Origin of the sequence: Chitinophaga eiseniae, assembly GCF_900167135.1 — a bacterium.
Classification (GTDB): domain Bacteria; phylum Bacteroidota; class Bacteroidia; order Chitinophagales; family Chitinophagaceae; genus Chitinophaga; species Chitinophaga eiseniae.
Window position 1 is genome coordinate 339,790 of record NZ_FUWZ01000006.1, and the last position, 26,141, is coordinate 365,930.

At 51.5% G+C, this 26,141-nt stretch carries 28 protein-coding genes; 14 read left to right on the forward strand and 14 right to left on the reverse strand.

Annotation, left to right across the window (positions count from 1 at the left end; genetic code table 11):
• Positions 1–2 precede the first annotated feature (2 nt).
• On the reverse strand, positions 3–1,337 hold the full coding sequence (locus tag B5D63_RS30440) for a TolC family protein (protein ID WP_078672649.1): 1,335 nt from the start codon (positions 1,335–1,337) through the stop codon (positions 3–5).
• An 86-nt stretch (positions 1,338–1,423) separates the two neighbouring features.
• Between B5D63_RS30440 and B5D63_RS30445 the strand changes: the two genes are divergently transcribed.
• Positions 1,424–2,233 carry an AraC family transcriptional regulator gene (locus B5D63_RS30445; RefSeq protein WP_078672650.1) on the forward strand — a complete coding sequence of 270 codons (810 nt, stop codon included), beginning with the start codon at positions 1,424–1,426 and terminating at the stop codon, positions 2,231–2,233.
• 74 nt (positions 2,234–2,307) lie between these two features.
• Positions 2,308–3,834 (forward strand): S10 family peptidase, encoded by a 1,527-nt coding sequence (locus B5D63_RS30450; RefSeq protein WP_235021669.1) that lies wholly within the window; start codon positions 2,308–2,310, stop codon positions 3,832–3,834.
• A 201-nt stretch (positions 3,835–4,035) separates the two neighbouring features.
• Here B5D63_RS30450 and B5D63_RS30455 read toward each other — a convergent pair whose 3' ends face one another.
• On the reverse strand, positions 4,036–4,797 hold the full coding sequence (locus B5D63_RS30455) for a porin family protein (RefSeq protein WP_078672651.1): 762 nt from the start codon (positions 4,795–4,797) through the stop codon (positions 4,036–4,038).
• Between the two features lie 20 nt (positions 4,798–4,817).
• Complete coding sequence (locus tag B5D63_RS30460) at positions 4,818–5,879, reverse strand: PCMD domain-containing protein (RefSeq protein WP_078672652.1); 1,062 nt, start codon at positions 5,877–5,879, stop codon at positions 4,818–4,820.
• A gap of 106 nt (positions 5,880–5,985) precedes the next feature.
• Between B5D63_RS30460 and B5D63_RS30465 the strand changes: the two genes are divergently transcribed.
• Together B5D63_RS30465 and B5D63_RS30470 are read left to right on the forward strand one after the other, a co-directional pair.
• Positions 5,986–6,504, forward strand: a complete 519-nt coding sequence (locus tag B5D63_RS30465) for an FUSC family protein (protein WP_078672653.1) — start codon at positions 5,986–5,988, stop codon at positions 6,502–6,504.
• A gap of 481 nt (positions 6,505–6,985) precedes the next feature.
• Complete coding sequence (locus B5D63_RS30470) at positions 6,986–7,498, forward strand: hypothetical protein (protein ID WP_078672654.1); 513 nt, start codon at positions 6,986–6,988, stop codon at positions 7,496–7,498.
• Between the two features lie 59 nt (positions 7,499–7,557).
• Here the strand turns inward: B5D63_RS30470 and B5D63_RS30475 are convergent, their stop codons facing one another.
• The 7 genes from B5D63_RS30475 to B5D63_RS30505 all read right to left on the reverse strand — a co-directional run bounded on the left by B5D63_RS30475 (position 7,558) and on the right by B5D63_RS30505 (position 11,062).
• Positions 7,558–8,199 carry a phosphatase PAP2 family protein gene (locus B5D63_RS30475; protein ID WP_078672655.1) on the reverse strand — a complete coding sequence of 214 codons (642 nt, stop codon included), beginning with the start codon at positions 8,197–8,199 and terminating at the stop codon, positions 7,558–7,560.
• Positions 8,200–8,202: 3 nt separating this feature from the next.
• On the reverse strand, positions 8,203–8,643 hold the full coding sequence (locus B5D63_RS30480; protein WP_078672656.1) for a DinB family protein: 441 nt from the start codon (positions 8,641–8,643) through the stop codon (positions 8,203–8,205).
• Positions 8,644–8,733: 90 nt separating this feature from the next.
• Entirely contained in the window at positions 8,734–9,417 is a 684-nt protein-coding gene (locus B5D63_RS30485) for an autotransporter outer membrane beta-barrel domain-containing protein (RefSeq protein WP_078672657.1), read from the reverse strand.
• Positions 9,418–9,665: 248 nt separating this feature from the next.
• On the reverse strand, positions 9,666–9,926 hold the full coding sequence (locus B5D63_RS35620; protein ID WP_159456226.1) for a dihydrofolate reductase family protein: 261 nt from the start codon (positions 9,924–9,926) through the stop codon (positions 9,666–9,668).
• Positions 9,908–10,228 (reverse strand): dihydrofolate reductase family protein, encoded by a 321-nt coding sequence (locus tag B5D63_RS35625; RefSeq protein WP_078672659.1) that lies wholly within the window; start codon positions 10,226–10,228, stop codon positions 9,908–9,910. The genes B5D63_RS35620 and B5D63_RS35625 overlap by 19 nt, the downstream gene beginning before the upstream one ends.
• Positions 10,225–10,731, reverse strand: a complete 507-nt coding sequence (locus B5D63_RS30500; RefSeq protein ID WP_078672660.1) for an SRPBCC family protein — start codon at positions 10,729–10,731, stop codon at positions 10,225–10,227. The genes B5D63_RS35625 and B5D63_RS30500 overlap by 4 nt, the downstream gene beginning before the upstream one ends.
• Positions 10,724–11,062, reverse strand: a complete 339-nt coding sequence (locus B5D63_RS30505) for an ArsR/SmtB family transcription factor (RefSeq protein WP_143313205.1) — start codon at positions 11,060–11,062, stop codon at positions 10,724–10,726. Before B5D63_RS30505 ends, B5D63_RS30500 begins: the two co-directional genes overlap by 8 nt.
• A gap of 143 nt (positions 11,063–11,205) precedes the next feature.
• On the opposite strand from B5D63_RS30505, the gene B5D63_RS35630 reads away from it, so the two are divergent.
• Genes B5D63_RS35630 through B5D63_RS30520 form a run of 5 tightly spaced genes read left to right on the forward strand, consistent with a single transcriptional unit; the run spans position 11,206 to position 16,760 of the window.
• Positions 11,206–11,340, forward strand: a complete 135-nt coding sequence (locus B5D63_RS35630) for a hypothetical protein (protein ID WP_262488179.1) — start codon at positions 11,206–11,208, stop codon at positions 11,338–11,340.
• Positions 11,340–12,215: a hypothetical protein gene (locus B5D63_RS35185; RefSeq protein ID WP_159456227.1), complete on the forward strand. Its 876-nt coding sequence runs from the start codon at positions 11,340–11,342 to the stop codon at positions 12,213–12,215. Before B5D63_RS35630 ends, B5D63_RS35185 begins: the two co-directional genes overlap by 1 nt.
• Positions 12,208–14,691, forward strand: a complete 2,484-nt coding sequence (locus B5D63_RS30510; RefSeq protein ID WP_159456228.1) for a DUF4280 domain-containing protein — start codon at positions 12,208–12,210, stop codon at positions 14,689–14,691. Before B5D63_RS35185 ends, B5D63_RS30510 begins: the two co-directional genes overlap by 8 nt.
• Before the next feature lie 7 nt (positions 14,692–14,698).
• A complete protein-coding gene (locus B5D63_RS30515; RefSeq protein ID WP_078672662.1) occupies positions 14,699–16,195 on the forward strand; it encodes a hypothetical protein in 1,497 nt (498 codons plus the stop codon).
• Between the two features lie 10 nt (positions 16,196–16,205).
• Complete coding sequence (locus tag B5D63_RS30520) at positions 16,206–16,760, forward strand: hypothetical protein (protein WP_078672663.1); 555 nt, start codon at positions 16,206–16,208, stop codon at positions 16,758–16,760.
• A 105-nt stretch (positions 16,761–16,865) separates the two neighbouring features.
• On the opposite strand, the gene bla is transcribed toward B5D63_RS30520, so the two are convergent.
• From bla to B5D63_RS30535, 3 genes are all read right to left on the reverse strand, one after another.
• A complete protein-coding gene (gene bla / locus B5D63_RS30525; protein WP_159456229.1) occupies positions 16,866–17,618 on the reverse strand; it encodes a subclass B1 metallo-beta-lactamase in 753 nt (250 codons plus the stop codon).
• 340 nt (positions 17,619–17,958) lie between these two features.
• Positions 17,959–18,474: a class I SAM-dependent methyltransferase gene (locus tag B5D63_RS30530; protein ID WP_078672665.1), complete on the reverse strand. Its 516-nt coding sequence runs from the start codon at positions 18,472–18,474 to the stop codon at positions 17,959–17,961.
• 7 nt (positions 18,475–18,481) lie between these two features.
• Complete coding sequence (locus tag B5D63_RS30535; protein WP_078672666.1) at positions 18,482–19,270, reverse strand: AraC family transcriptional regulator; 789 nt, start codon at positions 19,268–19,270, stop codon at positions 18,482–18,484.
• A gap of 89 nt (positions 19,271–19,359) precedes the next feature.
• On the opposite strand from B5D63_RS30535, the gene B5D63_RS30540 reads away from it, so the two are divergent.
• The 3 genes from B5D63_RS30540 to B5D63_RS30550 are packed head-to-tail and all read left to right on the forward strand — an operon-like array spanning position 19,360 to position 23,309.
• Positions 19,360–20,667, forward strand: coding sequence for a TolC family protein (locus tag B5D63_RS30540; RefSeq protein ID WP_078672667.1), 1,308 nt, complete (start codon positions 19,360–19,362; stop codon positions 20,665–20,667).
• A complete protein-coding gene (locus B5D63_RS30545) occupies positions 20,664–21,713 on the forward strand; it encodes an HlyD family secretion protein (RefSeq protein ID WP_078672668.1) in 1,050 nt (349 codons plus the stop codon). Before B5D63_RS30540 ends, B5D63_RS30545 begins: the two co-directional genes overlap by 4 nt.
• 6 nt (positions 21,714–21,719) lie before the next feature.
• The gene (locus B5D63_RS30550; RefSeq protein WP_078672669.1) at positions 21,720–23,309 is read left to right on the forward strand and encodes an MFS transporter; all 1,590 of its coding nucleotides are present in this window, start codon (positions 21,720–21,722) and stop codon (positions 23,307–23,309) included.
• 43 nt (positions 23,310–23,352) lie between these two features.
• Here B5D63_RS30550 and B5D63_RS30555 read toward each other — a convergent pair whose 3' ends face one another.
• Entirely contained in the window at positions 23,353–24,444 is a 1,092-nt protein-coding gene (locus B5D63_RS30555) for a sensor histidine kinase (protein ID WP_078672670.1), read from the reverse strand.
• 120 nt (positions 24,445–24,564) lie between these two features.
• On the opposite strand from B5D63_RS30555, the gene B5D63_RS30560 reads away from it, so the two are divergent.
• Together B5D63_RS30560 and B5D63_RS30565 are read left to right on the forward strand one after the other, a co-directional pair.
• Complete coding sequence (locus B5D63_RS30560) at positions 24,565–24,942, forward strand: response regulator (protein ID WP_078672671.1); 378 nt, start codon at positions 24,565–24,567, stop codon at positions 24,940–24,942.
• A gap of 47 nt (positions 24,943–24,989) precedes the next feature.
• Positions 24,990–26,135: a HEAT repeat domain-containing protein gene (locus tag B5D63_RS30565; protein ID WP_078672672.1), complete on the forward strand. Its 1,146-nt coding sequence runs from the start codon at positions 24,990–24,992 to the stop codon at positions 26,133–26,135.
• Positions 26,136–26,141 lie beyond the last annotated feature (6 nt).

Consider the following 26,141-nt stretch of genomic DNA (forward strand, 5'->3'; position numbering starts at 1 on the left):
TATTAAAGGTTGCCTGTTGCTTTCAATAATTGATAGTATTGTAGTTGTGCGGTCACTTCCGCGTTGGTGAGATCGAAGCGGGACTGCAGCAGCTGTGTTTCCGCATCCAGCAGGTCTGTCAGTAGTGACAGCTGATTGAAATAGGTATTGTTGACGATCCGGAAGTTTTCCTGTGCCTGGAGAATATTTTCCTGCGCCACGCGGATACGTTCCAGCGCTTCGGTATAACGGAGATAACCGGCCCGTACTTCTTGCCTGACTTTGTCTTTGGTATCGGCGTGTTCTATTTCCTGTCGTTCCAGGTCTATCTTTGCCGCTTCCTTTTTGTGCCTGTTCTGATACAGGGCAGATATGGGCAATCCGGCTTTCACGCCTACCTGTCCGAGGCCATACAGACTGATGGCATAGGGATAAAACAGGATCTGCGGGTAGGCGTAGGAGTATTCCGCGAACAGTCCTACTTTAGGCAGGATATTGGACTTTACTGCTTTGAGCCTGAGCTCACTAAGCGCTGTTTCCTTTTCTGAAATCTTAAAGGCGAAGGCGTGTTCGCAGGCTTCCGCGAGGTAGCTGTTGTAGTCTTTCTCCGGCATGGCCGCCATGGCGAGGGTATCCAGCGCCAAGTGGTTGTTGATGCTGTCTGGCTGGCCAATCATAATATTGAGCCGCTGGTTCGCGATGATAAGACTGTTCCTGATTTCCAGGAGGGTCATTTTCTGTTGGGAGAGTTTCAGTTCCGCGCGCAATACATCGCTTTTCAGCACTACGCCGTTCTTTAGGAGCTGTCTGATTTCCTCCAGTTCTTTCTCCCTGTCACGGATATCCTGCAGCATTACTTTTTCGTACATCCGGTAACGGTATATATCGAGGTAGTATGCCGCCGCTTTGTATTTTATTTCCGCGTTGGTCATGTTACGCTGTTCGGCTGCCAGCTCGCTCTCTGTTTGTTTAACCATGATTTCGCGGGATGTTTTTCCGCCATTGTATACATTGAGATAAGCGTCGGCGCCTGCGGAATACGACTGGTGCACGACCGGGAACTGTGTGGGCGTGTTGAAGATGCCCTTTTCGTACATTGGCAGGTTGGATACCCTGGAATAGGAGCCGCTGGCCTTTATCTCCGGCAGTCGTTCGTCCTGTGCCGCTTTTACCTGCTGCTGTGCGCCGGCCACCCGCAGCTGTTGCATCTGTAGTTGTTTGTTATACACGGCAGCCTTATTCCATACATCCGTTAACGTTAGGGGGCTCTGCTCAGGGTTTTGACAAACGGCTGTATTGCCGGCCAATAATGCAGAGAGCATTATTCCCGCAAGCCATTTCTTACTGATTGAAGACATATTTAATCTGATGAAGCTGCAAAGTTCAGTTCATCCCGGTTAAATTATTTGTTATAAATTGCCATTAATTTGCTAAATCCGGCCAAATGGAAGAATTTAAACCAGCACTGATTCTCGAGCAGGTGGACAGGATACCGGAGTCCGCCTACATATGGCACTGGAAAACGGAGCATCACTTTCCTTTCCATAAGCATGACAAAGGACAACTCACCTATGTTGAGGGGGGTGTGGCTTTTTTATATACGCGGGATAAGACGTATTTCCTGCCGGCGCGGCATTACATGTGGGTGCCTGCGGGTGTGGAGCATTACTTTGCGCACCGGTACCCTGCTAATTTTGTCCGTACCATCTATTTTTTCCGGGATGAGGATGATGAGCAGGAGCCTTTTTACCGTCAGACGGGCATATATCCGGTCAACAACCTGTTGCTGGAAATGATCCTGTACACCACCAAATGGGACAAGGACGTAATGCCAGGCTCCAATGGCTATCGGTTCGTAAAAGCTATTAAAAAGATACTACCGGACATCAGTACCTCGCCGCTGCCGATTAACCTGCCGACCACAGATAATAAGCGACTGCAGCCGGTGCTGCGTTATATCAATGAGAACCTGGCCGAACCGCTGACGCTTGACTCGATCAGCACTGCATTCAATATCAGCGAGCGTACGTTAACCCGCTTGTTCCGCTCCACCATGGACATCTCTTTTTTCCAGTACCTGAAACTGGCGCGTATGATCCGGGCGATGGGTTATCTGCTGGAAACGGAGAAAACCATCAGCGAGATCGCCTGGGATACCGGTTACAACAGCGTGTCCGCCTTCAGCAACACTTTTTTTAAGCTGGTGGGCAAACGGCCGTCCGACTTCCAGCTGCGGGAGACAGGAAAGGGATGACCGGTTTGGATTTCCGGATATTTGGTTATAAATAGCATGCTACAACAGCTTATCACCAAATATCTGATCTAATTATGAGCGTATTCAACAAGGCCTGGATGCCTTTGTTCATGGCCGGCCTTACCTGCCTGTCGTCCGCAGTACAGGCGCAACAGGCGCCCAAAGCAGCGATTACCGGCGCCAACCCGGTACTCTCCCTCAACCCGGACACTGCTGTCACCAGCTACCACGATGTTACGGTTAAAGGACAGAAAATTCCCTACAAAGCCATTGCCGGTACACAGCCTGTATGGGACCAGGACGGCAAGCCCGTAGCGGGGATTTTCTACACCTACTATGAAAGGACGGATGTAAAAGACCGTGCTTCCCGCCCACTGGTCATCTCCTTCAACGGCGGTCCCGGCACCCCTTCCGTATGGATGCAGATCGCCTATACCGGCCCTCGCCTGCTGAACATCGACGACGAAGGATATCCCATACAACCTTACGGCATCCGGGAGAACCCACAGTCTATCCTCGACATTGCAGACATTGTCTATATTGATCCGGCCAACACCGGTTATTCACGGATTAATAAAGATGCGCCACGGGAGAAATTTTTCGGCACCAATGCCGATATCAAATACCTGGCCGAATGGATCAACACGTTCGTGACCCGTCACAACCGCTGGGCTTCTCCCAAATACCTGATCGGCGAAAGTTACGGTACCACCCGCGCGTCCGGCCTTGCGCTGGAATTGCAGAACGCCCAGTGGATGTATCTCAACGGTGTGATACTGGTGTCCCCTACCGATCTGGGTATTGCCCGGAGCGGTCCGGTAGACCAGGCACTATCGCTCCCTTACTTTGCGGCCACTGCCTGGTTCCATAAAGCGCTGGCGGCAGACCTGCAACAGAAAGACCTTACCGCTATGCTGCCGGAAGTGGAAAACTTCACTATCCAGGAGCTGATACCGGCCATCAGCCAGGGTGGTTTCCTCGACGATCAGAAAAGAAAAGATATCGCCGCGCGTATGGCCCGCTATTCCGGTCTTTCTGAGAAAGTTATTATGCAGCATAACCTCAACATCCCCGTTGATTTCTTCTGGAAGGAACTGCTGCGTGACCGCGGTTATACCGTAGGCCGCCTGGATTCCCGCTACCTCGGGCAGGACAGGGAAGACGCCGGCGGGTCTCCTGACTACAATGCTGAGCTGACGTCCTGGCTGCACGCCTTTACACCTGCTATGCACATCTACCTGCATGATGAGCTGAAGTTCAGCACAGACCTGAAGTATATGATGTTTGGCCCGGTACATCCCTGGGACCGCAGCAATGACAGGACCGGCGAAAACCTGCGGCAGGCGATGGCAGCGAATCCCTACCTCCATGTGATGATACAGTCCGGCTACTACGACGGCGCGTGCGACTATTTCAACGCCAAGTACAGCATGTGGCAGCTCGACCCCGGCGGACGGCTCAAAAGCCGACTGTCCTGGAAAGGCTATCGCAGCGGGCATATGATGTATCTGCGGAAAGATGACCTGGCCACGGGCAACGAGGATATCCGCGAGTTTATCCGGAAGTCGCTGCCGAAAGCGGGTCAACCGGCGAAGTACTAACGCTCGCGGAGTTTTCTCGCAAAGCACGCAAAGGAGCAAAGAGCGCAAAGAATAAAATATAAGCGGGCAGAGAAAGCAAAGGAGCGAAGATCAAATCGATTTGATCTTCGCTCCTTTGCTTTCTTATTTAAACTTAAAAAAATCTTTGCGTTCTTTGCTCCTTTGCGTGCTTTGCGAGAAAACTCCGCGAACCCGCGAGCGTTAGATTTTATACGCCACACCCAATGTCAGGTAGATATTATACAGCGGGAAATCCAGTCCTTTAAACTCATCCGGGAACACGGGTCTCAGTCCCCAGTTGAGATTACCCATCACTTCCAGTTTGCGTCCTACCTTGCGGAGGGCGCCACCTTGAAGGCCGACATCAAATTTGCGCACGTCGGTGCCGAAATCGAAAGTTGCGTGGTCGATGATCACTTTCTCTCCGGTGGGACCGCCACTGCGGATGTAGCCGTCGGACACATGGCCATAGAAGTTGGAGCTGAAGAGCCAGGCGGCGTAACCACCGAGGCTGAAGCGCCATTTACTATTGGGTGTGAAGGTAGCGCTGAGGGGGAATGCGACATAAGCGTTACGTACCGTCGTTTTGTTTTTACCGGTAAAGGTGCCCGAAAAAGTACCGCCGTCTTTCGTATTGATGATCGTCGGGAAGTACATGACTTCGTCTTTGGTGCCCATTCCTTTGTAGTCGAGTTTTACCCCAATGGCAGCTCCCCATTTCGGCGTGATACGGTAGCCCAGTTCATATCCCAGCGACGGGCTGAATTCAGGCCAGTAGCTATTGATTTTACGGATAGTATTCGGTAATCCTACCGGTGCAGTGGCGCCGAAGTTAAATCCTGCCAGTATCCGGTGTTCGAGATGCGGGGTGAAGGAGGTTTCTTTCTGGTCGTTTTGTTGGGCGCAAAGTTGTCCGGCTGTAAGTAACAACGCGGCCATCAGGCCTTTTACTTTTATATTCATGAGTGAATGTCAAATCTTTGTTAGTGAACAATTTCCAGGCTGTCGAGTACGAGGCGGCTGCCAATAGCGCCTTCGTATTTGTCGCCGTACTGACTGGAGGAGGCAACAATGGCCATCATCAGTTTTTCGTCATAGTTAACCTTTCTTTTCATGACAAAAGGAAGATCAAAACGTGTCCAGTTGGCTTTGGCAGAACCTTCCGGCAGTGCAGCCGTGGCCACGATCCTGTCTGAGGTATGGATGTTGGTGGCATCCAGACGGGTGGTACCGGTGTAGAGCACTGCATAGACAGAACAGGAGTCTATCATGCCGGGGACGATGTCGCCTGCTTTGTTTTGGTATTTAGGACCGGGCTGGTACTTATAGTATCCTGTAAACCGCACAGCTTCACCGCGGTAGGGTTGCCCGAACTGGGTAGCTTCCAGCGGGTGGGCGAAAGCTTTTTCGATGTCAAATACACCGAGGAAAAGGGAACCGGCAAAGAGTTTAATCCCTACCCAGCCAGACAGCACAGTACCTTCACGGGTCACCATTTCAGCGGCATATTTTCCGTGGTAGGCATCTGTGGTGGTCCTCAGCGGATATGCCTGCGGGTCTTCACCTACACCGGAAAAAGCAATCCCGGGGTTACCGGAAGACCAAACCGTGGCGCTATCTTCGTCGCCGATCGGATGTTGGTACCCATAGTCTTCGTTCTGTATCCATTTTTCGAAGTCCCATTTCCAGGTCCCGATGTTTACGCCTACCACCTTGTAGGTCTTTTTGTTGTGCCCGTCGGCCGACGTTACCACATACTGGTGTACTTCCGTACTGTTAAAGCGGATGGAATCGCCGGAAGCCGGCATAACGCTGGCGCCGGAGGAAAGTGTCAGTTGAGGCGCAATTCCTTTTTCATAGGCTTCGGGCGTCAGATACAGCATAATCAGGCCATTCGCCTGGTCAATGAATACATCACCTGTCATCAGGCTTTTGTCGAAGGTTACCTTTTCAATGTCAGCCTCCGGGTTCATGGGTGCATCCTTAATACAGGCCTGTAATGACCCGATGAGCCCCGCGAGGTAGCATAATTTCCGTAGTCTCATGGTTATCAGTTGGTTAACGAAATAGGCGCAAAGGTAGGTAAACTAAACTTCAATCCGCTATATATATGTTTAGCGGTATATGTGACAAAAGTCCTAACATTGCGATATGATGAACAGCGCGCGCATACAACGGATACTGATCTACGCTGCCAAATGTGTCAGTGGCGTACTGGTGGTTTTATTCCTGTCCTGGTTGCTGGACTACCAGGATGTGGTATGGGTGTTAATTTCGGTGATGCTGGTATTATCGCCGGATGGCTCCGACGCTCTTACGCTGGCGGTGACCCGTATTAAGGCCAATGTGATTGGGGCGATATCTGGATTCCTGTTGTTGCTGTTTCATCCCAACCTGTTGATCACGATGAGTATTGCAGTATGCATTACCGTAGTGCTCTGCAATCTGTTTAGCCTGGAAGCGGCGACCCGCACTGCGCTGGCAGCTACGATCATCGTGATGACCCACGAAGCGGGAGCACATTTATGGGATACTGCTGTAGGACGTGTTATATCAGTGCTGACAGGTTGCGTACTGGGGTTGGTGATCACGTTTATCTTCCATAACCGCTATACGAAACAAACCGCTGAGATGATCCTGTCCAAAACGACGGACCGCGGCGGGGAGTAGCCCTCCAGGGGCACAACACTTTGATAGTATGCTTTTACTGTCATACCTGATCCTCTGTTATTGGCTAAAGTATCGCTATATGGCCGATAACGCTGCTACATACGTGATCATACAGGCAGCTTACCGGCCATAGCGGTACTCTCCCGGTCACCGGCACACATAGAACGTAACACCGTTTATGCGGAAGCGGTAACAACCAGTATTCATAAAAATAGGGGTAATACAGACACTTAATGATACGTAAAACTAAAGACAGCACAAGGTTACAAACACCCTAAAAAAACGTCAGGCAAAATTGGGGGTTTCTTTCTGTTTTTTTTGTGAGTCAATTGTTAATCCTGTTAAAAAAGCCGTACCGTTAATTCTATATCTATTATCCTGAAAATAATATTATCAAATAACGATGCATTAACATCGGATTTACATTTGGGGAATCAAGTCGTAGTATATTTGACGACCAAGATTTAACCATAACCCATTTATGTACATTGTCCTGACCCTTTCTTTTCTGATTGTCTGTACAATAGCATATGCCGTCTATAAAGCCGGCCTTTTTTCCTTTCCTGTTGTCCCGCAGCTGCCTGCGCCGCCACAGGGCGACGATGCCATCTCAGATGTTGCCATCACCGGTATATCAGACAGTGCTTTTACTATTTCACGTTATCTGCGTAACGTCCGTAATGTATCTACACATCGTTTTGTGACAGTTGCCATGCGACAGATCGTACGTACGCCGATGGGCACTACCAGCAGCATACGCCTTATCGAAAACCTGGCGCCCGGCGATGAGCGGCGGCTGGGTCACGCAGATCATGTACAAGGGGACGGGACTTCCATCTACATCGGTTACGAAATTCTCTGGGCGCGTTACACGCCGGCTCCCCATTACTATCATAACATAACGCCTCCCCCACCTCATACTGGCGGAATAGATCCAGCGGAACTAAAACCGGGCCTCCTTTACCAGATACTTCTGCTGGACAACCAGGCATAAAAAAGATGACGGATGCATATGGTATCTCATTCGTCATCTGTCTGTGGTGTTGTATGCCGTTAATTCGCGGGGGCTTTATCTTTTATCAGGGTAATCCACAGCATCGTCAGTAGTACAGCTTCCGTGGCGCCTGCGGTCACATCTTCCAGGAAATGCTGGCTCATATACATCCGGGAATAGGCCACCATTGCTGCCAGCAACAGAAACAACCACGACCAGTATTTATTTTTTACATAGTAGGAGAACACGGTGGCTGCAGTGAAGGCACACACGCTGTGTCCGGAAGGAAAGCTTCTGAAGTTATCCAGTACCTCTACGCCAGGCACAAAGTAAATGTCGTGCAGCTTTTCCGAAAAAAAACGGCTGGGCCGGGGAAATGCCACCATAAATTTCAATGCGAAATTTACCATGGAGTTAAACAGGTAAGCTGCCGCGAGTACAATACCTTGTCGCTTGTTAAAATAAAACAGCAATGCAGTGAGCACCACACAAGCCCCGGTACTACCCAGTTCAGTGATGCGGGGAAAGAACCAGTCACCCCAGCTGGTATGTAGCCTGTTGACATAAAAGTAGACTTCTTCCCTGCTGTAAATACTACGAAGCATCAACACGATGGTCACCAGTCCTATAAACGGCCATATCAGCATTTTCAGCTGCTGGTACACCTGCAGCAGCCGCTGCGCAAACGTTGGCTGTAGCATAGGCTATTGCGTTAACCTGCGGTGATAGTTGATCTGGCCGAGATGATAGTTCAGATGCCCGTACAGATGTACCAGGAAACTGTCAGTAGTCATGTCTCCCGGCACGCGCTCAGGATATTGCCTGGCCATCACTTCGGGTGTCAGCCCGACGATAACGGTCAGCACTACACGACGTGTAACGCCCACCAGTGCTAACAGGTCTTGCCGCGGCACATTTTTATCGCTGAACTCACGGTCCCTTTCCCTTACATAGCCTGACTGACCCAATATGGCGCCAATGAAATGCTGCAGGTTGCCGCACAAATGCAGACACAAATTACCCGCGGAATTCTTAATGCCTTCCGGCACGCGCCAGATGGCCTCTTCGGTTTCATAAGCGGTGATTTCATCTTCCAACCGGCTCAGGTCCCGTTCAAATAGATTGATTAATATTTCTGTAAGCATAAGCGCTAAGATAAGGAACAATTGGCAACGTCTCACATTTGGTGAACGAGTAGAGGGGCTATATCGGGATTGTATAAGGAATGAGACAGATTAAAGGTGGAACCGCAGCCCTGCAGATATACTAAGGTGCGACAGGTTTTCTCTTTCATCGTCTTTTAAGTCTCTCGTCGTTGTCTGGTTGCCCTGTTCGATGGTGTATTTACTTAAGCTTCCGGCAAAGTAGGATAGCTGGGCGCCTGCATATAATTTACGCGCGATCCGGATGTCGTAACCAACGTCTACTCCGGAGCCTACTGTGCCTCCGGTAATCACCACCGGGTAGGTGGCTACCTTACCATTATCCTTATATCGCATATATCCCAGTGACGCTCCTATGATAAACGCCTGGCTGTTGTCATTTGTCGTATATACGCGTCCCAGAAAAGTAGGACCGTAAAAACTGATGCCGATGTTATCCGACGTAGCGGCGCGTCCGTAGTCCGTAGGCGTTTCCACAGGGATAACAGCGCTTCCGGAAGATTGGAACCGCAGGTATTTGAGCCCGATGCCCCATGAGTCATTAAAATAGTATTGAACATCTGCGCCTATATTAAAACCGGATTTCAGTTTTTTCATATAATCGCGGGTTTCTCCGGAGAAGCCGGAGGGCAGTTTACCTACGCGGTAGCTGTAGCCGCCGTTCACCACGATCCGGAAACGGGGCGTTTCTTGCTCCTGCGCACGCGCGCCCAGCGTCATGGCGCTTATCATAAGTACAAGGGACCATTTTTTCATTGAAAACAGTATATAGCTGATTAAAGTTGATAGGTTGCAGGTATTAATATAGCTTGATATGACATGATACGTTAGATCAATAACAGTGTAAAATAAATATTGTCACCCATATTTTCGTCTTTTTAACTATCTAGACAACCCTATAACTGTTACCCTTATACGATGCGGCGGTGCGGCATGCAACGGCCCGCATTTATGCTTGACAGCACAGCAACGAAACTTTGCGGGAATCACTACTGTCGATCATTTCACCGTGGCGCGTACTGCATCAGTACAATACCGCAGTCGTACCGGATACTGTTTTTCAGCGTCAGTTGCCGGAAGTCGGACAGTCCGCCAAAAACCTGGTCGCCGTGCCCTAACGCCACCGGGTTTACGAAAAAGTAATATTCGTCTATGAGGTTCTCTTTCAACAGGTCCGATACCAATGACGTGCCGCCGTATACCACCAGGTCCTTTCCGGGTTGTTGTTTCAGCCGGTTCACTTCAGTCACCAGATCGTTGGCCACGGTAGTGTCCTCCAGGAGGATTGGTCCGTTGTTTTGCTGAAAACAACCTTTTGCATTGGTACAATACGCTGCGCTACTTCATACATCGGATCATCCGGCCGGGTATAAACACCCTCCCAGTAGGGAATATAGTCTACTGCCAGTTTTCGGCCGATCAGGATGGTATCGCAGCTATCCGCCAGTTCCAATACTTCTTTCCGGATTTCCTCCCATGCCCAGGTAACCCAGTGCTGTTCATCGTTGGGGCCTGCTGCCACAAAGCCATCGAGGGAAATCTGCATCTGCAGTTTCAGTTTTCTCATATGCTGTTTGTTTTATGGAGATAAATGGCCAGTTGACCAAATGTGCCGCCAAAGCCTTCCTGCATACTGCCGTTGATGGCCAGGAAGGAGGCTGTTTCCTCCCTGCTGGCCTCCAGCGGGCTGCCGGTAAGCGATAATATTGTTTCTTCTCCTTCCTCCCGCAAGGTGATCCGGTACAGGACCTCCAGCGGAAAGGGCATATCAAAAGGTGCTTTCACCACCCGCGCCTGCTCATCTGCAAAAGCATTGGTGAATTCCAGCAGGTGCGGCGGCTGGATATCCCGGAACAGGAAACGGCCGTAATTCACCTGCCCCTGCCCTTCCATTTTGAAATGGAAAATACCGCCCGGCCTGAAATCCAGGCTGATCACGCTGTTGCGCATTTCGACAGGCCCCCACCATTCGTTCAGCGCTTCAGCATTGGAAAAAGCACCAAATACCTGCTCCCGCGTAGCTTTGAACCGGTATTCCATTGTAAAATCTGTGGATGTATGGTTATTCATTGGTCTGATTTTTTCCGGTTTGCATTTTTTGTAAATAATTGTCGAGCGACTTGAACTGTGTAGCCCAGAACTGCCGGCAGTGGTCTACCCAGGTAGTTACCTCCTGCAGCTGCTCCAGCCGGGCCTCACAATACCGCTCTCTCCCCTGCTTTTTGATAACGATCAGACCACACTCCGTCAGGATTTTGACATGCAGCGAGACCGCCTGGCGGCTCACGTCAAAATTCTCCGCTATCGCGTTCACATTCAATGGCTGACGGGCCACCATTTCAATAATCTGCCGCCGCGTAGGGTCGGCTATCGCCTGAAAAACGTCTCTCCTGATTTCCAATATGCAAGTATTTGATTGCAAATATATAAGCAAGCATTTACTTGCGCAAATTTTTCTTCATAAAAAAACATTATTTTCATATCTGGTTCGTTGTACTGCATAAAGTGGAAGCTGCAACGACCTGTTAACCTGAAACAACACCCATGACGACGCTAACCAGTCTGAAAAGCCACGCCGCTACCCGGCGTATCACCGGTTATATTCCCTGTCATCCGCGAAGGGACCCTTTTGCCGTTACCAGCGATGACATCTCCCGCAAACCTCAATCCCGGTCCTGATGTCTTCGATCCTGTTCACCAATACCGACCTTCGGCTGAAAGCACCCTACCGGCAGGCTTATCGCTTTACCATGGCCAGCTACACCAGGGTAAAAGAACAAACTACCGAGAACGAATTTACCCGGGAACTGGAACTGGAATATCTTCCGGCAGCATCACCGGAGGAGCGGGCCGTATATTCCATCCGCGCCGGGGAAGACCGTTTGCTGCTCGATCATCAGTCCTCGCACCTGGAATATATCGTCCGCGCCGTAAGCGACGTTACCCGCGAGGTGCATTTTTATCTGCATGAACCTACCGGAACGCTTACACTGGCCAACTGGGAAGACATCCTCGATAAATGGACCATTGTAAAAGAGCAGTTATGGAACGATTATAAAGGCACGGAAATACAACAGTTCACGGAAGGATATGACAACCGGCTGCGCAACAAGCAGGCGCTTACCGCCTCCCTCCTCCAATACAACCTGTATGGTTTGTTCCTTAATCATATTAATATTCAATATGCCTATACGGGCAGGCACACCACACAGCGGGATATTTTCCCGGTCTTTGGCAGTGCGGCCTTACCCGTGCAGGAAACAAGGACCATTAAAAACCTGCCGGACAGCATCCGGGTAGACATCAGCGGCAACATAGACGAACCCCGGCTGGACACTACAGCGGTAGGCCATTACGCTTACCACGAACTGTCACTCTCCGAACAGGAACAGACTGACCTGCTGCTGCAACGGTATGCCGGTCACTATACCCTGGACGAACAGACATGCATCCCGCAGAAAGCGCTCCTTCAGTACAACATTGCTATGGGAACGGTTTATCAGCGTAAATGCAGATTTCATATTAACCCGATTGAATCATCACACCATGTCTAAAAAACCTCAACAGAAGGGAAAAAAGCAGGGCGCCCAACAGGACAAGGCCAAAGAGAAAAAAGAGGAAAAAAAATCCTCCACCGCAGGCAACAAGTATGTCCGCGATATGGCTGACGTTAAATGTTCCTGTGGCAGCAGTCCCGCTAAACTCAAGGTGACCGCCAACCCCGGCGTTTTTCTGCAGGACGTGCTGAAAGCCACCTCCAAAGACAAAACCATTACGCCTAATTTCGGTACCTGCTCCGCTCAGCGCAATAGTCCCTGTCAACCTGCCCTGATGGAATGGCAGGATATCGCCGCCGATGTAAACATGGGCGACCAGGCCCACTTTATCCTCGAACGCTCCACCAACCAGTGCTCTGCCGGTGGTGGCAAAATCACCATCACCAGCGGCAAACAACAGTCCACCGTACAGAACATCAACCCACCCGCGCAGGACCTGCCCATCGCCGCCCCACTGGAAGTGAAAAACAAGGAAGTCGTATGGCTCGCCAGCAATGAAGTATACAACGATGTGCCAGCGGCCGACCTATGGTACAAGGTGGAAGGTAAAACCTTTAAACTCGCCAAACTCACCGCTGCCGTTATCGCGCAGCTACAGCCGGACCCGGGCAACAATACGATCTTTTACCATACGGAAAAAGGCGTGCAGACCACCTATAAAAAAGGCGTATCCCAAACGGCGGACTATGGCAACAAGCTTGCTTCCGCAGACGAGAAGCTGCATTCCGCCTATCCGCTCTACCTGCGCAACGGCGTATTCACCAATGCTTACCCTACCTACAAACTATATGTCTACAAAGGCGAAAATGCGGGTGATGCCAAACAAAAAGCAGAACAGGACATCAACGCCAACAACCACGGCAAGGCAGCCCTCATGCTGGAGATAGCAAGGCATACCCGGGATAACAATACCGACTATATGAAAAACGGTGGCCCCGTACCACCTACCGGATTTAACGGTCAACCCGAATATTACGCCCTTAACTATACCGTATCCAGCACGCCCCGTTTCAGGGTGGTGCTGGACAAAACCGATACCAGCGCGCTTACGATCGTGGAAGCGAAAAAACGGGGCGATGTAAGTCGCGCCGGTATATCCATAGACCCTTTTGTCTCCGCCGACCTGGAAGGCTGTCTCGGTATCCGCGACGGCAAAGGTGGTTATTTTCAGACGCTCACCGGCGGTAAAAGCGCCTATTTCACAGCACTCAATGATAAGCTGATCGATAAGATCCCCGAGCTGCTCAATATCTACCGTGTGCAGACAGGCACCGGCAAGATGGCCAGGAAAAAGTTCGACGCCAAAGAAGAAGCGCTGTTCTTCGTGAAAGTAGACCCGCTGCCTGAACTGAGCAAGGTGGAGATATATGACCCATGGAAAAGGGCTATAGACCAGCGAAGAGGTACACAACCAGCCGGACAGCAATCACCATGGCAACTCCCTGCACAATTGCCATCCAACCCGCTGCGTCCCAATCCCCAACAACCCGGCGGCGTGTGGCAACCGCTCAATCCCTTCGGCAACCGCGGCATACGGTCCCTGCTGATCCTGGTATTGCTGCAACTGAGCTTTGCCGCGCCCTCTTTTGCACGGTTGCTGCCGGTAACGGCCATCCATACACTCCGTGTCGATACGGCCGATGCTTTCATGAAAGCCATCGACAGCGGCGACAGTACCCGGCTGTTACAGCTGCTGGCCAAAGGGTATAACCCCAACGCCGTCATCCTGCCGGACACCAGTGTGCAGTACAGCGACCTGGGCACGCTGCCGATACGCATTAAACGCTATACGCCTTTCACCTATGTGATCGACTATAACAAAAACCCGAAGCATCATTTTTTTGACGATTGTAAGGGTGAAAACAGTTATGAACGCATCAAACGCAAACAGGCCCGCTATGCCCTGCTGCTGATAAGGCATGGTTATCATCTTTCGGCGGAAGACCTGGAGCTGCTGCTGTTGACCGATCCTCCGGCAGATCAGTTCAAAAGCATTGTACAACAAAGCAGGTTCAGTATCGGCACGGCCAAAGGTAACCGGCTGGCTGCCGCCGCGCTGCGTGGCAACTGTCCGTCTGCCCTGCTCTCCTGGCTGCTGGACCAGGGCGCCGGTACCGGGGGCGTGACAGACGCCATCCGTCACCAATACGCCCGCGACTATACGATTTCTGTTAAACAGCTGGAGATACTGGAGCAACACCACTACCGCCTTTACCAGGATGCAGGGTTTAACCTGCTGCACTATGCCGTATACCAGAACGATCTGGCCGCCGTAAAAAAACTGCTGGCCGCCGGCGTTCCCGCCAAGCAACGCACTACCTGGTTTTATCATGAAGACGATATGACTGATGGCGGCAGCGCCCAGCAACTCACTGCGCTGGACATTGCGCGGAAAAGGCGTGCACAGCCCCAGAACGATAAAAAGGCGGCTGCCGGCACGCAGGCGATCATCCAATTACTTCAAACGAAATAACATACCCATGGCGCGCATTAAACCAGTACCGGACCCCAACCGCACACAACCCACGCCCGCAGCGGCGCCCGCAGACGCCACGCCGGATGCGGACAAAGACGGCTACGACACCGATTTTAAAGGACTGAATGAAGAGGAAGACGGAGAGGAAAAGGATGAAAAAAAAGACAGTGAATATGATGGTACCGCCGTCAACGAAAAAGAAGAACAGACCGACGATACCAAATGCCCGCATTGTAAGGACGATATCACGCTGGCCCAGATAAAGGCTATCACCACTATCGACGCCAAAAACGAGGCTATGGTGACCAAGCTGCTGGAATACCTGAACCTCTACAAGGCAGACCATAAAATAGATACCTGCGTGCGTAAAGCACACTTTATAGCGCAGGCCCTGCACGAATCCGGCAGCTTCAGTGTATTGGAAGAAGACCTCAACTACCGTCCTTCTACGCTGACCAGCTACTGGAAGAAAGACGAATTCATCGCCCTTACGGACGCCAATATTGCCGCCCACAAATCCCACTTTTCCGTGGCGGCTCCCAAGCCCGCCGCTAAAGGCAAGGACGCCAAAACCGCGGCGCCGGCGGCCGCACCTGCCGCCCCGGTGGCTGATCAGTACAAAGACTACAGCCTGAACCCCGCCTATATATATGGTAACACCAACAAGGAAAGCACTGTCAAACTTACCAGCAGCGACGGTAAAAGTAAAATTGAACTTAACCTTGTCAAACACAGGGCGGACGAGCGGATTGTAGGCAACCGCAAATACGGTGGCAGAGACGGGAACAGCAAAGACAACGACGACGGCTACAACTTCCGCGGCCACGGCATTATTCAGCTCACTCACAAGCCCGCCTATACGTCATTTACCGAGTTTGCCCAGAAGACCGGTTTCAACAACGAAAAAAGCACGCTGGATTTCACTGCCACCTCGGAAGAAAAAGGAGTTAAAAAATGTAACTCCGACCTGCTGAGCGACAAGGCCGATCCAAAGTATGCCGTACAAAGCGCGGTATGGTTCTGGAGCACCTATAAAAGCGGCTCAAAACTTGAGAGCAAGTCAGATGATGAAAATTTCGCCGGCGTGACCAATGTGATCAACGGCGGCAACCACGGCACCAAGGACCGTTATACCAAACTACTGAACGGACGCAAAGAATTGCTGGTATACGATCACTACCGGTACCTGCTGGAAAACTCGAAGGACGAAAAATTCAAACAAAAGCTCAAAGACGCGCTGACCAAGGCAGCATCCGCACAGTCCGTATGCGCCTATAGTAAAAAAACAAAGAAATTTGACGCAAATTGCATCTCCGTTGACGCCGATCCAGACGCACAGGCAGTACTGGACGAATTTGGCGGGAATGGTAAACAGGACGCTGCCAAAGGCAAAAAAGACGACAAGTCCAAAGCGCCACCGGCAGCTCCGGGCCAGGCCGGGGCGGCTGGCAAACCGGTCCCTGGACAGACGCCTCCCGGCAAACCCGCTCCAAAACATTAAAAACAGCAGCATGAAAATAGCTTTCCTTTTTCTGGCACTACTCACTACAACGGTTACACGGGCGCAGCAGCCTGCAGGCGATGAAGCTTACAAAAAGTTCATTCCAGCCGGGTACGAAGTCAGGGACGTGGTAAACGGCGACCTCAATGGCGATCATGTTCCGGACGTAGTACTGGTACTGCAGCCTAAAGCAGCGTCCCCCTCCTCCGACGCGCCGGAATCGCGGCCCTTCATGATCCTGCTGAGCAACCACCAGCATCAGCTGTCGCTGGCGGTGACCAACAAGGACATTATCCTCCCGGCCGACATTGGCGGCACACTGGGCGACCCTTATGTCAGCACGACCATCGACAACTGTTCTTTTACCATTGAACAATATTATGGCAGCCGGGAAAGGACCCGCACCGAGACCACCTTCTGTTATGTGCCCGCTAAAAAGGACTGGCTGCTGAATAAGGTCGTTACCACCACAGAAGACGCCCTCAACGCAGACGCAGCTAAAACCATTGTTAAAAAAGGAAAACAGCTGAAGCCTGTCAGCATAAAGAAATACACGGGAGATTAAACCGAGCCTTATCCCCGGGACGATCGTCCCGGGGATAACCTATCGCCCCTGCTTACGGACCTCCTCCTCTGTCTGATTAACGGCCCCATTATTTATCCATTTTCATTACGGATGTTTCTCCTCGTATGCTTTTATGAGTTCCAGCGTATGATCGCAGGCGTTATGACGGCTGTCCAGCGGACCATGCCCGGGCACCGTAGCCACTGGCCGCGGATAACGGGCTTTAAGTTTCAGCATGGATTTCTTCCATTCCCGCGGGCTGGCATCTGACAGGTTGCCCAGGTCGCGGGAATCGGTGCTTTTAACAAAGCAGCCGCCATACAACACATTGTCATCCGGTACCCAAATGACAATGTTGTCCGGACTGTGTCCTGCGCCCGGGTAAAATACTTCCAGCCGGCGGTCGCCGAAACGGAAAGTGGTGTCTTCCGGAATGATATATTGCGCCTGATCGTTGTTTTCTTTTTTACACAGCGCCAGTGTATGGGCGGTGGAATAGGTCTTGATGCCTATTGCGGCCAGCGCGTTGAGACCGGCGGTGCGGTCATCATGAAAATGGGTGGCAATGCAGGCGATCACCGCTTTACCGTGCCTTTGCCGGATGGTGTCCAGCAGCGGCGTCAGTTGGGAAGTATCCCAGGGAACGTCTATCATAACCGCTCCCTGGCGGGTTATGACGTACATGCTATTGGACGGAAAACGGGAGCCGTCTTCCAGCGTGCCCATTGTCGTATATACGTAACAGTTACCAGCCAGATGGCTGATGTGAAGTGGTTCGTTTTGTGTTTGCGCTTTTAGGGCAGAGGGCAGTAAAGCAGCCATCAGGGCGATGCCCGTTATATATTGCAGTCGTTTCATGAAATGGTCTGGATTTAATGAGTGTGTCGGCGATGCAATGTTAGGTAAGTTTATGCATATCACAAAAAAGCGCTTACACAGAAAGTAACGAAAAGTACCATGATAGTGATAATTATTACCATTCCAGGGAGCAGGACCGGTGTAATTTTGGATCGGCAGCGGGGATTTAAAGAAATGGCCGGTATTCCGGAAAGAGCCGGTGCGAAATAACAACATACCAAAACCTGGAAAGACCAAAGACCAAAGCAAGCGACGAATCAACATGGATAGATAAGGGTTAACCGATGACTTGTTACAAAAGAAAAGCATAGCGGCTTCGCTATGCTTTTTGTTGTATCCTCTATATCCTCATTGCCGTCAGGGCGTACATCCTGCCGGAACGATACACCGACGGCCGTTCACCGAGGAAGGTAACCCGTGAAAATCCTTCGGCCACCAGCAGTTGTTGCAGCGCATTCCGCCGGACGGGGTATGGCACCCACGCATTGGCGACGTCGGTATCATACTCCACGAATATCCACTGGGCGCCAGGCGCCAGCCGGCTGCTCAGCTGACGGAGCAGCGCCTGTTTATCTTTCACGTAATGCAACGAATTAGCCATAAGAATGCCTTGTAAGCCTTCTACCGGCAAGGTATTTTGAACAAAATCAAGTTGTAGCGGGACGATCTTTTGTTGCGCCGGATGGGGACGTGCAGTCAGCTTTACCGGCGCTGCGTCAACCGCGTAAATGGTGCTGCCGGCGGGCAACAGGTTAGCCAGCGCGTAGGTAAACAAACCACTGCCGCAGCCAAGGTCTGCCCAGGCGCCCGCTGTATAATCCGCTTTAATCAGTTGTATGGCTTCCTTTAGTTCCATTGATTTTTTATTTCAGCAGCCGGAAATCGCTGGGCCGCATGTTAAGCATTTGCTGAAAAGTATTACTGAACGCAGTGATCCCCGAATACCCCACCTCATAAGCCACTTCACTCACATTCATTTCCGTTTGCAACAACAGTTCCATGGCCCGTATCATCTTCAGCATTTTTACATATTGCAGGAATGAAGTGTTCAGCGTTTGTTTGAAGAGCCTTGTCAGGTTCCGTACGCTGTGGCCGAAGTGTGCCGCCACCTCCGGCAACATCAGCGGTTCACTGACATTGTCATGCAGATAGCGGAGAATATCCTGCATACGGCTGTCTTCCGTGGTGGGCAACAGGATGGAAAAAGGCTGGCCACTGGTATGCGGCAGTATATGCTTCAACGTTGTTAATACTTCATGCTGCCAGGACCCTGGCAGGATATCACCCCGCCACGCCGCAGAAAGCTGCAGGATTTCATTCACCACGCCTGTTACCGGGTAAATGCTCAGCCGGCCGTAAAAAGGATCGCTGGCATCTTCTTCATCCATAAAATAGATATTATGGATCACCAGCGAAGAGCTGTTGAATTTGATGTTGTGGTCCACTCCCGGCGGGATCCATACATAATGCTGTGCGGGAATGTAGTATTGTTTATCGTGCGTATTCAGGTAGGCAATGCCTCCTTCCACCAGCAATATCTGGCTTTTATCATGACAGTGCATGGGGAAGCGGTTCTCCAGCGGTTCATTCAATACATAGATCGCCTCCGGGTTGCTGTCTATTTCGTTCCTGAATTTTTTGAAGACATCCATACGTGGCCAAAATTAGTAAATATTTGGCCTATTATACCAAATAAGACTTTCCCTCAATCGTCAATTTTGCACTAACCATTTTTCTGTAGATGATGAAATACGATACATTACGTTTATCCCTGCTGCTGGTCATCGCTTATCCATGGCCCGTTTACGGCCAGCAGCCCCGTCCGGGCGACATTACGCTGGCCATGGTATGGGAGCAGGCTGAAGCCGGTAACCGGCAGATCAGCGTGCAGCAACAGGAACTGGCGGGCAGCGCGGAGAGAGTGCTGGCGGCCCGCGACACCCGACTGCCGTCGCTCAATGTGGACGGTACCTACTCCCGCCTGAGCAATATGCCCCTGTACACCGATGGTATCCTGCACGCCCCTACGCAGTTTCCCGTTTCACATGAGCACTATGCCGCCGGCAGTAACCTGTACGTCAACCTGTACAATGGCGGACAGACCACGCGGGAAATTGCCATGGCCAAAGCGGAACAGTCCATCTCCGTTACAAGGCTGCAACGCTCCGTAGCCGATATTCGTTATGAAGCTGCGGTACATTTCCTCGACCTATACCGCTATCAGCAGTTCAAAATGCTGCTGGAACAGGATATCCGTGCCGGCGAGCTGCAGCTCTCCGAAATAAAGCACCTGTATAAAAACGGGCTGGTACTAAAAAGCGATGTGCTGCGGGAAGAGGTGAAGATTGCCAATCAGCAACTGTCACTGACGGAGATCAACAACAACATCGCGATCGGCACGCAGCAACTCCACTACCTGATGGGCAGGCCCGATACCGGCGCATTGTACCCTATCGTGGAATTATCGCCAACTGCTGCGCCAGCCCCCGACACGACCAGCCAGGATGCCCTTGAATACAAACTGGCGCTGAAACATACCAGTCTCGGCGCATTAAAGCTGGACCAGGTAAAAGCCGCACCACTGCCAAAGCTCGGGTTCTTCGCGGAATACCGTTACACCTATCCGCAAACATCATATTATCCGTATTCCAGGGTGCCCTGGTCCGCCGGCCAGGCAGGCCTGAGCCTCAGTGTGCCCGTTGCCGCCTTTTATCAGAACCGGCATAAAACCCGGGCCGCCCGCATTGCGTGGCAGCAACAGCAGACACTGACGGCCAGCATACAGGACAAACTACGCCAGGACATACACGCGGCTTTCCTGCATTACCAGGAAGCCATCCAGCAGACAGCGGTGGCGCGCAGCAATATGTTGCAGGCCACGGAGAGCCTGCGCATCCTGCGCAACGCCTATTTCAACCAGCAATCACTGTTGAGCGACCTGCTGGACGCAGAAACACAGCTGCTGCAATCCAAATTCAACCTCACCACCGCCCTGGTGAAAGTACAGGTACAACATTATCAACTACTCAGATTAACAGGAAGAATATGAACAAACAACTGACAACGACCGACCGGTTTATCCTCTACGGCACGCGGGCGGCAGCGCTCTTTACAGCCGCAGGCCTCTGCTGCTGGGGGGTGTGGTACTGCATGCGCCTCCTTCGCTATGAAGAAACCAACGACGCGCAAATAGAAGCCTATATCAATCCCATCAGCGCCCGTGTATCAGGCTATATCTCCCGAATACGTTTTGAAGAAAACCAATTCGTGAAAGCCGGCGACACGCTGGTGATCATAGACGACCGGGACTATGCAGCGCAAGCCTCCGAAGCGGCGGCAGCCCTGGAAAACGCCCGGGCCCAGACAGCCTTGCTGGAAAGCCGTATCACCACCCTGAGAAACGAGGCCGCTGTTTCCGCTGCCCGTATCGACGCCGCCAAAGCGCGTCTGGCGCACCAGCAACAGGAATATCAGCGGTTCGCCAACCTGCTGGCTGAGGAGTCCACCACGCAACAGCGGTATGACAATGTAAAAGCCGCCCTGGACATTGCCACCTCCGAATACCAGGCTGCCTTGCGTGATCATGCCTCCGCCGAAGCCCGTATCGCAGAAGCAGCCCGGCAGTCAGCCGCCGTGACGGCGGAAATCAAACGCCGCGAAGCGGTGGCCGAGCAACACCAGCTCAGTGTAGGCTATACCGTTATCCGCGCACCCTACAACGGGCGCGTAGGCCGCAAGAACATACAGGAAGGGCAACTGATACAGGCGGGGCAGCCGCTCACTTTCATCTCCAACGATGACACGCCGAAGTGGGTGGTGGCCAATTTCAAGGAGACGCAGGTACAGCAGTTCCGGGCCGGTCAACCGGTAACCATTACGGTAGACGCTTTTCCCGGAGAGACCTTTCACGGCGAGATCGCCTCCCTGTCGCCCGCTACCGGCTCCCGCTATTCGCTGCTGCCGCCGGACAATGCCACCGGGAACTTCGTCAAGATCATCCAGCGGATACCTGTACGTATCCGTCTGCTGGAAAACCCTACCGTGCAGGCACGTTTCGTTGCCGGTATGAATGCCAATGTCTCTGTCAGTAAATAGCCGCTTATGTCCTCTGTTATATTACCACTTTTTAAACCCTGGGTCCCTGAATGGCTGATCCGTGTGAGCATCTTCCTGGTGTTGCTGCCCGCACTGGGCATCTTTGCGCTTTATTTCAGCAATGGCGCGGAAACCGCCGGCTACTATGGCATGGAGCCTGCGGACGTACAGTATTCCGTTATACTGATGTATGCCATGCTGGTGGCTTTTCTGCCGGTAGACGACCGGCTGGTGAAGTATATGAAGCCCCGGCCCTATCTTATTATTGGCGCAGTTATGAATACGCTGACCTGTTTTATATGCGCCAGCAGCCGGAACATATCGGTGTTCATGATCTGTCGTTTTATACAGGGGGTGATGTGCGCTCCTTTTTGCAGCATCTGCCTGCATATGATCTTCTCCCGGCTACGTACTGACAGGGCGCGCGTGATAGGCTATTCCGTTTTCTACGGCAGCCTGCAGGTTTCCATCCCCGGCGGTGCGCTCTTCTGTAGCTGGTTATTACATTATGTTGAATTCAACCACCTGTTTTATTTCCTTGTGCTGCTGGAGATCCCCGGCATCCTGCTGATACTCCTGATTACAAACAATGTGCGCTTCCGGAAGAAATTCCCGTTGTACCAGCTCGATTGGCCCAGCGCTGTTTTATACGCTACGCTGCTGTGTATAGCGGGTTATATCTTTGTTTACGGCCAGCAGCTCAACTGGTTTTCCAACCCGCAGCTGCGCTGGTTGCTGCTCATTGCGCTGTCCAGCGGGCTCCTTTTCTGTGTAAGGCAGTTCGCTTTAAAACGCCCGTTGGTGAACCTCCGGTTGTTTCGTTTTGCCGGCTTCAGAAATGGGTTGCTGCTGCTCATTGCCTATTACACCTTTAAGGGTACCACCGGGCATGTATATGCCTATTTGCAAGGCGTGCTACAGGTAGATCCGATACACCTTACTCCGATATGGCTGAGCAACATCGCCGGTATCGTAATCGGCATGGTGGTGGCATCGCGACTGGTACTTAACCAAACGGATACACGCTGGATACTGGGCAACGGCTTTCTGTTCCTGCTGTTGTTTCATATCTGGATGTACTTTTTGTTTTCCCGGGTCGCCGGCACCAGCCAGTTTTTGGTGCCCATGTGGATACAAGGCTTTGGAACAGGGGCGTTGTTTGTTCCTATTGTGATGTATGTGGTGGGGACCGTTCCGGCTGCGATGGCCGGCAGCGTATCTTTCATCGGTATCGCCGCCCGTTTCACCGGCTTCTGCGGCAGCCTCGCTTTCGCCAACTATTTCCAACTGTATGCCAGGAGCATCCATTACAATAAATTCAGGGAGCAGTTCACCGACATTAATCCCATGCGGGAAGATGTGCTGGAACAGTTCCGGCAACATTTCCTGGCAAATGGCCGGGACATGGCCACTGCCCGGCAGCTGGCGGACGGCGCAGCCAAACACCTGTTGCAGGAGCAAACAGGTTTACGCGCATCGATGGATTATTATGCCTGGATGATTATCGGCTTAAGTGTATTGATGACCGTTATAATAGCGGGACCATGGGTCAAACAACAGGTATTGCGCCCCCGGAAGGCGTTTACGCCATATTGAAGCATTCCCCGGGCAGTAAGCCCGGGGATATCTGTTTAGATAATTACTTTCTCCACTGGAAATAAAAACAGCTGCCCTCTCCTTTTACCGATTCCACCCATACTTTGCCGCCTTGTGTTTCCACCAGCAGTTTCAGGATATTGAGACCAATACCGGTCCCTTTGCCATTGTCATCGTCGTTGTCTACTTTTTCAAACAGGCGGAAAATCCGTTCGTTGTCTTTGTCGGCTATCCCTGGCCCATTGTCCTTAACAAAAAACTCATAGTATTCGCCTTTATCCTCTCCGCCTATACTGATTTCCACCTGCGGTTTATCCACATATTTAATAGCGTTGCTGATCAGGTTCTGGAATACCTGTTGCAGCTTCTGGCGGCTGGTATATAAAACAGGGAGGTCGTCAGTTATCTGTATATGCACATTGGCCGGCGGGAACAACAGCTGTACCAGTGTAGCCAGCAATTCTTTCACTGCTACCAGTTCCTCCGGCTGGTTGTCCTGGTGCGCGCGGCTGTATTCCAGGATAGCGGAGATCATATCTGCCAGCTTATGGGAAGCGTCTACCGCCATGTCTACGAAAGAAAGCAGTTCCGTGGACTGCTGCAGCTCCTCTTCTTCACGGAGGATCAGCAGCAGGCTGGTAATGCCGGACAGCGGTGATTTCAGGTCGTGGGCCACCACGTGCATAAAACGCTCCAGTTGCCCGTTGATCTGCTCTTTGGCTTTCAGCGCCATTTTCAACTCGCGCTGAGAATAATACAGCCGTTCGAAGACATCCACTTTGGCGCGGGTAAGATGTTTGTGCAGGGGTTTGGGAAGGTAGTCTACCGCCCCTTTCTCAAAACCTTTCAGCATATCTTCTTCGTCTTTGTTGGTGGCCGTTACAAAAATGACGGAGATATCTTTTGTCTGCGGATGAGCTTTCAGCTGGCGGGCCACCTCATAGCCGTCCATGTCCGGCATCTGCACGTCGAGCATTACCAGGCCTATATCATCCTGCTCCCTGGCGATATCCAGGGCTTCCCGGCCGGTGGTGGCCAGTACAAATGTCCGTCCTTCTGTTTCGAGCATACGCTGCAATACCAAAAGATTGGCTTTGTGGTCATCTACCAGTAATATCTTAAACTTCGTGGTCATAACTAAAATAATCCATCGCAAATATAGGGCTTAAAAATGCAGACATTTACATATAATCCCTATCTTTATTATACTGAATACAGTGACCATAACCGCCATGAGTAACCGCTAATCGAGTATATGTATAAGATTCTTGTTATTGAAGATGATGAAGTAATGCCCAAAATTATTGAGCGGATCCTTCATAAGGAAGCCTATCAGCTGGACCATGTTGTCAATGGGAAAGAGGCTATCAAAAAGCTGGAAGAAACCAACTATGGATACGACCTGATCATTACAGACATCATGATGCCGTACGCCAATGGCTTTGAGATCCTCAGTAGGGTGAAAGGCAGAAAGGAAGGCAAACCAATTGCCGTTATCATTGTTTCCAATGCGGGCAACGAGGATATGATCCTGGAAGGGTTTAAGCTGGGGGCGGACGACTTTCTCAAGAAGCCGGTCATCCCCGGTGAACTGCTGATCCGGGTAAAACGGTTGCTGATGCAGTATCAGTAATTATCCCCATTGCCACGCGTTATTTTTATTGACCATTTCCTGCGACCATGAAAACCATACCGGCTTTTTTTTCGGCTACGGTGGATCAGTTCCGTTATGCCCCGCTCGTCATTCAGATCGCGGTAGCTTTTACCGTGATAGCCGTTTCGATGACGGCCATCGCCTATATCTCCATCCTGATCAACCGCTACCGGAGCTACCGGCGGGACAAAAAGCTGGCGGCTTTACACCCGATGATCGATGATTTGCTCACCGAACATATATTAATGAACGAAGCGCTGTATACCGATGAACCGGTAGAGGCTGCTGTTCCGGTGGAAGTATTTGACAAACCTGTTTTTGAAAAGAGGTGGGCGCGGCAGGTGCTGATACAGCGGCTGATGCAATACCGCGACAACGTGCAGGGCGCCATGGGCGGCCAGCTGCGTAGTCTCTACCTGCAGCTGGGGCTCGACAAGGACTCGCTTAAGAAGCTGAAGTCCAGCCGCTGGAACCATAAAATACAGGCGCTCGGAGAGCTCACCAATATGGACGTGCCTATCGCCGATGTGATCATCCTTCCGTTAACGAATAGCCGTAACCGTGAGTTACGCGCCACTGCCCGGCACGCCTATATCAAACTGAGCAAAAACGAGCCTTTCAAATTTTTTGACGTCGCCACGGAGCCGTTGCTGCTCTGGGACCAGGTGGAGCTGTTCCGTATTATCTCCACCACAGACCGTATCTCCATTCCGAACTTCGCCCAGTGGATCACCTACTCTTCCAATAAAAGCATTATCTCTTTCTGCCTGAAGCTGGTAGAACACTACCAGCAGTTAAGCGCCGTGCCTGCTGTTATAAAGCTGCTGGACACCCGCGACCACTACCTGAGGGCCAATGCCATCAATTGCCTCGGTAAGCTGAGGATTGAACATGTGGAAGATAAACTGCTGAGCATGTACGACAGTCAGCCGCACCATTGCAGGACAGAAATACTGAAGGCTTTCGGGCGCATCAGTAGTGGGAAACAGGTAGAATTCCTCCGGCAGGAGTTCCTGCATTCCTCGGATTTCGAGATCCGTAAACACGCCGCCAAATCGCTGATCAACAATCAATGGGCCGCCGGCCCCGTTATCCAGGAGTTGGTAGATACCGCTACCCGGGAGAACAAACTGATCCTGAAACATTGTATGAACCCGTTAATCAAATTCTAGCTGCTG

What these genes read in the sequence shown, in the direction of transcription:
- B5D63_RS30440 (WP_078672649.1), bottom strand. Translation starts at nt 1,337, where the DNA reads ATGTCTTCAATCAGTAAGAAATGGCTTGCGGGAATAATGCTCTCTGCA.
- B5D63_RS30445 (WP_078672650.1), top strand. Translation starts at nt 1,424, where the DNA reads ATGGAAGAATTTAAACCAGCACTGATTCTCGAGCAGGTGGACAGGATA.
- B5D63_RS30450 (WP_235021669.1), top strand. Translation starts at nt 2,308, where the DNA reads ATGAGCGTATTCAACAAGGCCTGGATGCCTTTGTTCATGGCCGGCCTT.
- B5D63_RS30455 (WP_078672651.1), bottom strand. Translation starts at nt 4,797, where the DNA reads ATGAATATAAAAGTAAAAGGCCTGATGGCCGCGTTGTTACTTACAGCC.
- B5D63_RS30460 (WP_078672652.1), bottom strand. Translation starts at nt 5,879, where the DNA reads ATGAGACTACGGAAATTATGCTACCTCGCGGGGCTCATCGGGTCATTA.
- B5D63_RS30465 (WP_078672653.1), top strand. Translation starts at nt 5,986, where the DNA reads ATGATGAACAGCGCGCGCATACAACGGATACTGATCTACGCTGCCAAA.
- B5D63_RS30470 (WP_078672654.1), top strand. Translation starts at nt 6,986, where the DNA reads ATGTACATTGTCCTGACCCTTTCTTTTCTGATTGTCTGTACAATAGCA.
- B5D63_RS30475 (WP_078672655.1), bottom strand. Translation starts at nt 8,199, where the DNA reads ATGCTACAGCCAACGTTTGCGCAGCGGCTGCTGCAGGTGTACCAGCAG.
- B5D63_RS30480 (WP_078672656.1), bottom strand. Translation starts at nt 8,643, where the DNA reads ATGCTTACAGAAATATTAATCAATCTATTTGAACGGGACCTGAGCCGG.
- B5D63_RS30485 (WP_078672657.1), bottom strand. Translation starts at nt 9,417, where the DNA reads ATGAAAAAATGGTCCCTTGTACTTATGATAAGCGCCATGACGCTGGGC.
- B5D63_RS35625 (WP_078672659.1), bottom strand. Translation starts at nt 10,228, where the DNA reads ATGAGAAAACTGAAACTGCAGATGCAGATTTCCCTCGATGGCTTTGTG.
- B5D63_RS30500 (WP_078672660.1), bottom strand. Translation starts at nt 10,731, where the DNA reads ATGAATAACCATACATCCACAGATTTTACAATGGAATACCGGTTCAAA.
- B5D63_RS35630 (WP_262488179.1), top strand. Translation starts at nt 11,206, where the DNA reads ATGACGACGCTAACCAGTCTGAAAAGCCACGCCGCTACCCGGCGTATC.
- B5D63_RS35185 (WP_159456227.1), top strand. Translation starts at nt 11,340, where the DNA reads ATGTCTTCGATCCTGTTCACCAATACCGACCTTCGGCTGAAAGCACCC.
- B5D63_RS30510 (WP_159456228.1), top strand. Translation starts at nt 12,208, where the DNA reads ATGTCTAAAAAACCTCAACAGAAGGGAAAAAAGCAGGGCGCCCAACAG.
- B5D63_RS30515 (WP_078672662.1), top strand. Translation starts at nt 14,699, where the DNA reads ATGGCGCGCATTAAACCAGTACCGGACCCCAACCGCACACAACCCACG.
- B5D63_RS30520 (WP_078672663.1), top strand. Translation starts at nt 16,206, where the DNA reads ATGAAAATAGCTTTCCTTTTTCTGGCACTACTCACTACAACGGTTACA.
- bla (WP_159456229.1), bottom strand. Translation starts at nt 17,618, where the DNA reads ATGAAACGACTGCAATATATAACGGGCATCGCCCTGATGGCTGCTTTA.
- B5D63_RS30530 (WP_078672665.1), bottom strand. Translation starts at nt 18,474, where the DNA reads ATGGAACTAAAGGAAGCCATACAACTGATTAAAGCGGATTATACAGCG.
- B5D63_RS30535 (WP_078672666.1), bottom strand. Translation starts at nt 19,270, where the DNA reads ATGGATGTCTTCAAAAAATTCAGGAACGAAATAGACAGCAACCCGGAG.
- B5D63_RS30540 (WP_078672667.1), top strand. Translation starts at nt 19,360, where the DNA reads ATGATGAAATACGATACATTACGTTTATCCCTGCTGCTGGTCATCGCT.
- B5D63_RS30545 (WP_078672668.1), top strand. Translation starts at nt 20,664, where the DNA reads ATGAACAAACAACTGACAACGACCGACCGGTTTATCCTCTACGGCACG.
- B5D63_RS30550 (WP_078672669.1), top strand. Translation starts at nt 21,720, where the DNA reads ATGTCCTCTGTTATATTACCACTTTTTAAACCCTGGGTCCCTGAATGG.
- B5D63_RS30555 (WP_078672670.1), bottom strand. Translation starts at nt 24,444, where the DNA reads ATGACCACGAAGTTTAAGATATTACTGGTAGATGACCACAAAGCCAAT.
- B5D63_RS30560 (WP_078672671.1), top strand. Translation starts at nt 24,565, where the DNA reads ATGTATAAGATTCTTGTTATTGAAGATGATGAAGTAATGCCCAAAATT.
- B5D63_RS30565 (WP_078672672.1), top strand. Translation starts at nt 24,990, where the DNA reads ATGAAAACCATACCGGCTTTTTTTTCGGCTACGGTGGATCAGTTCCGT.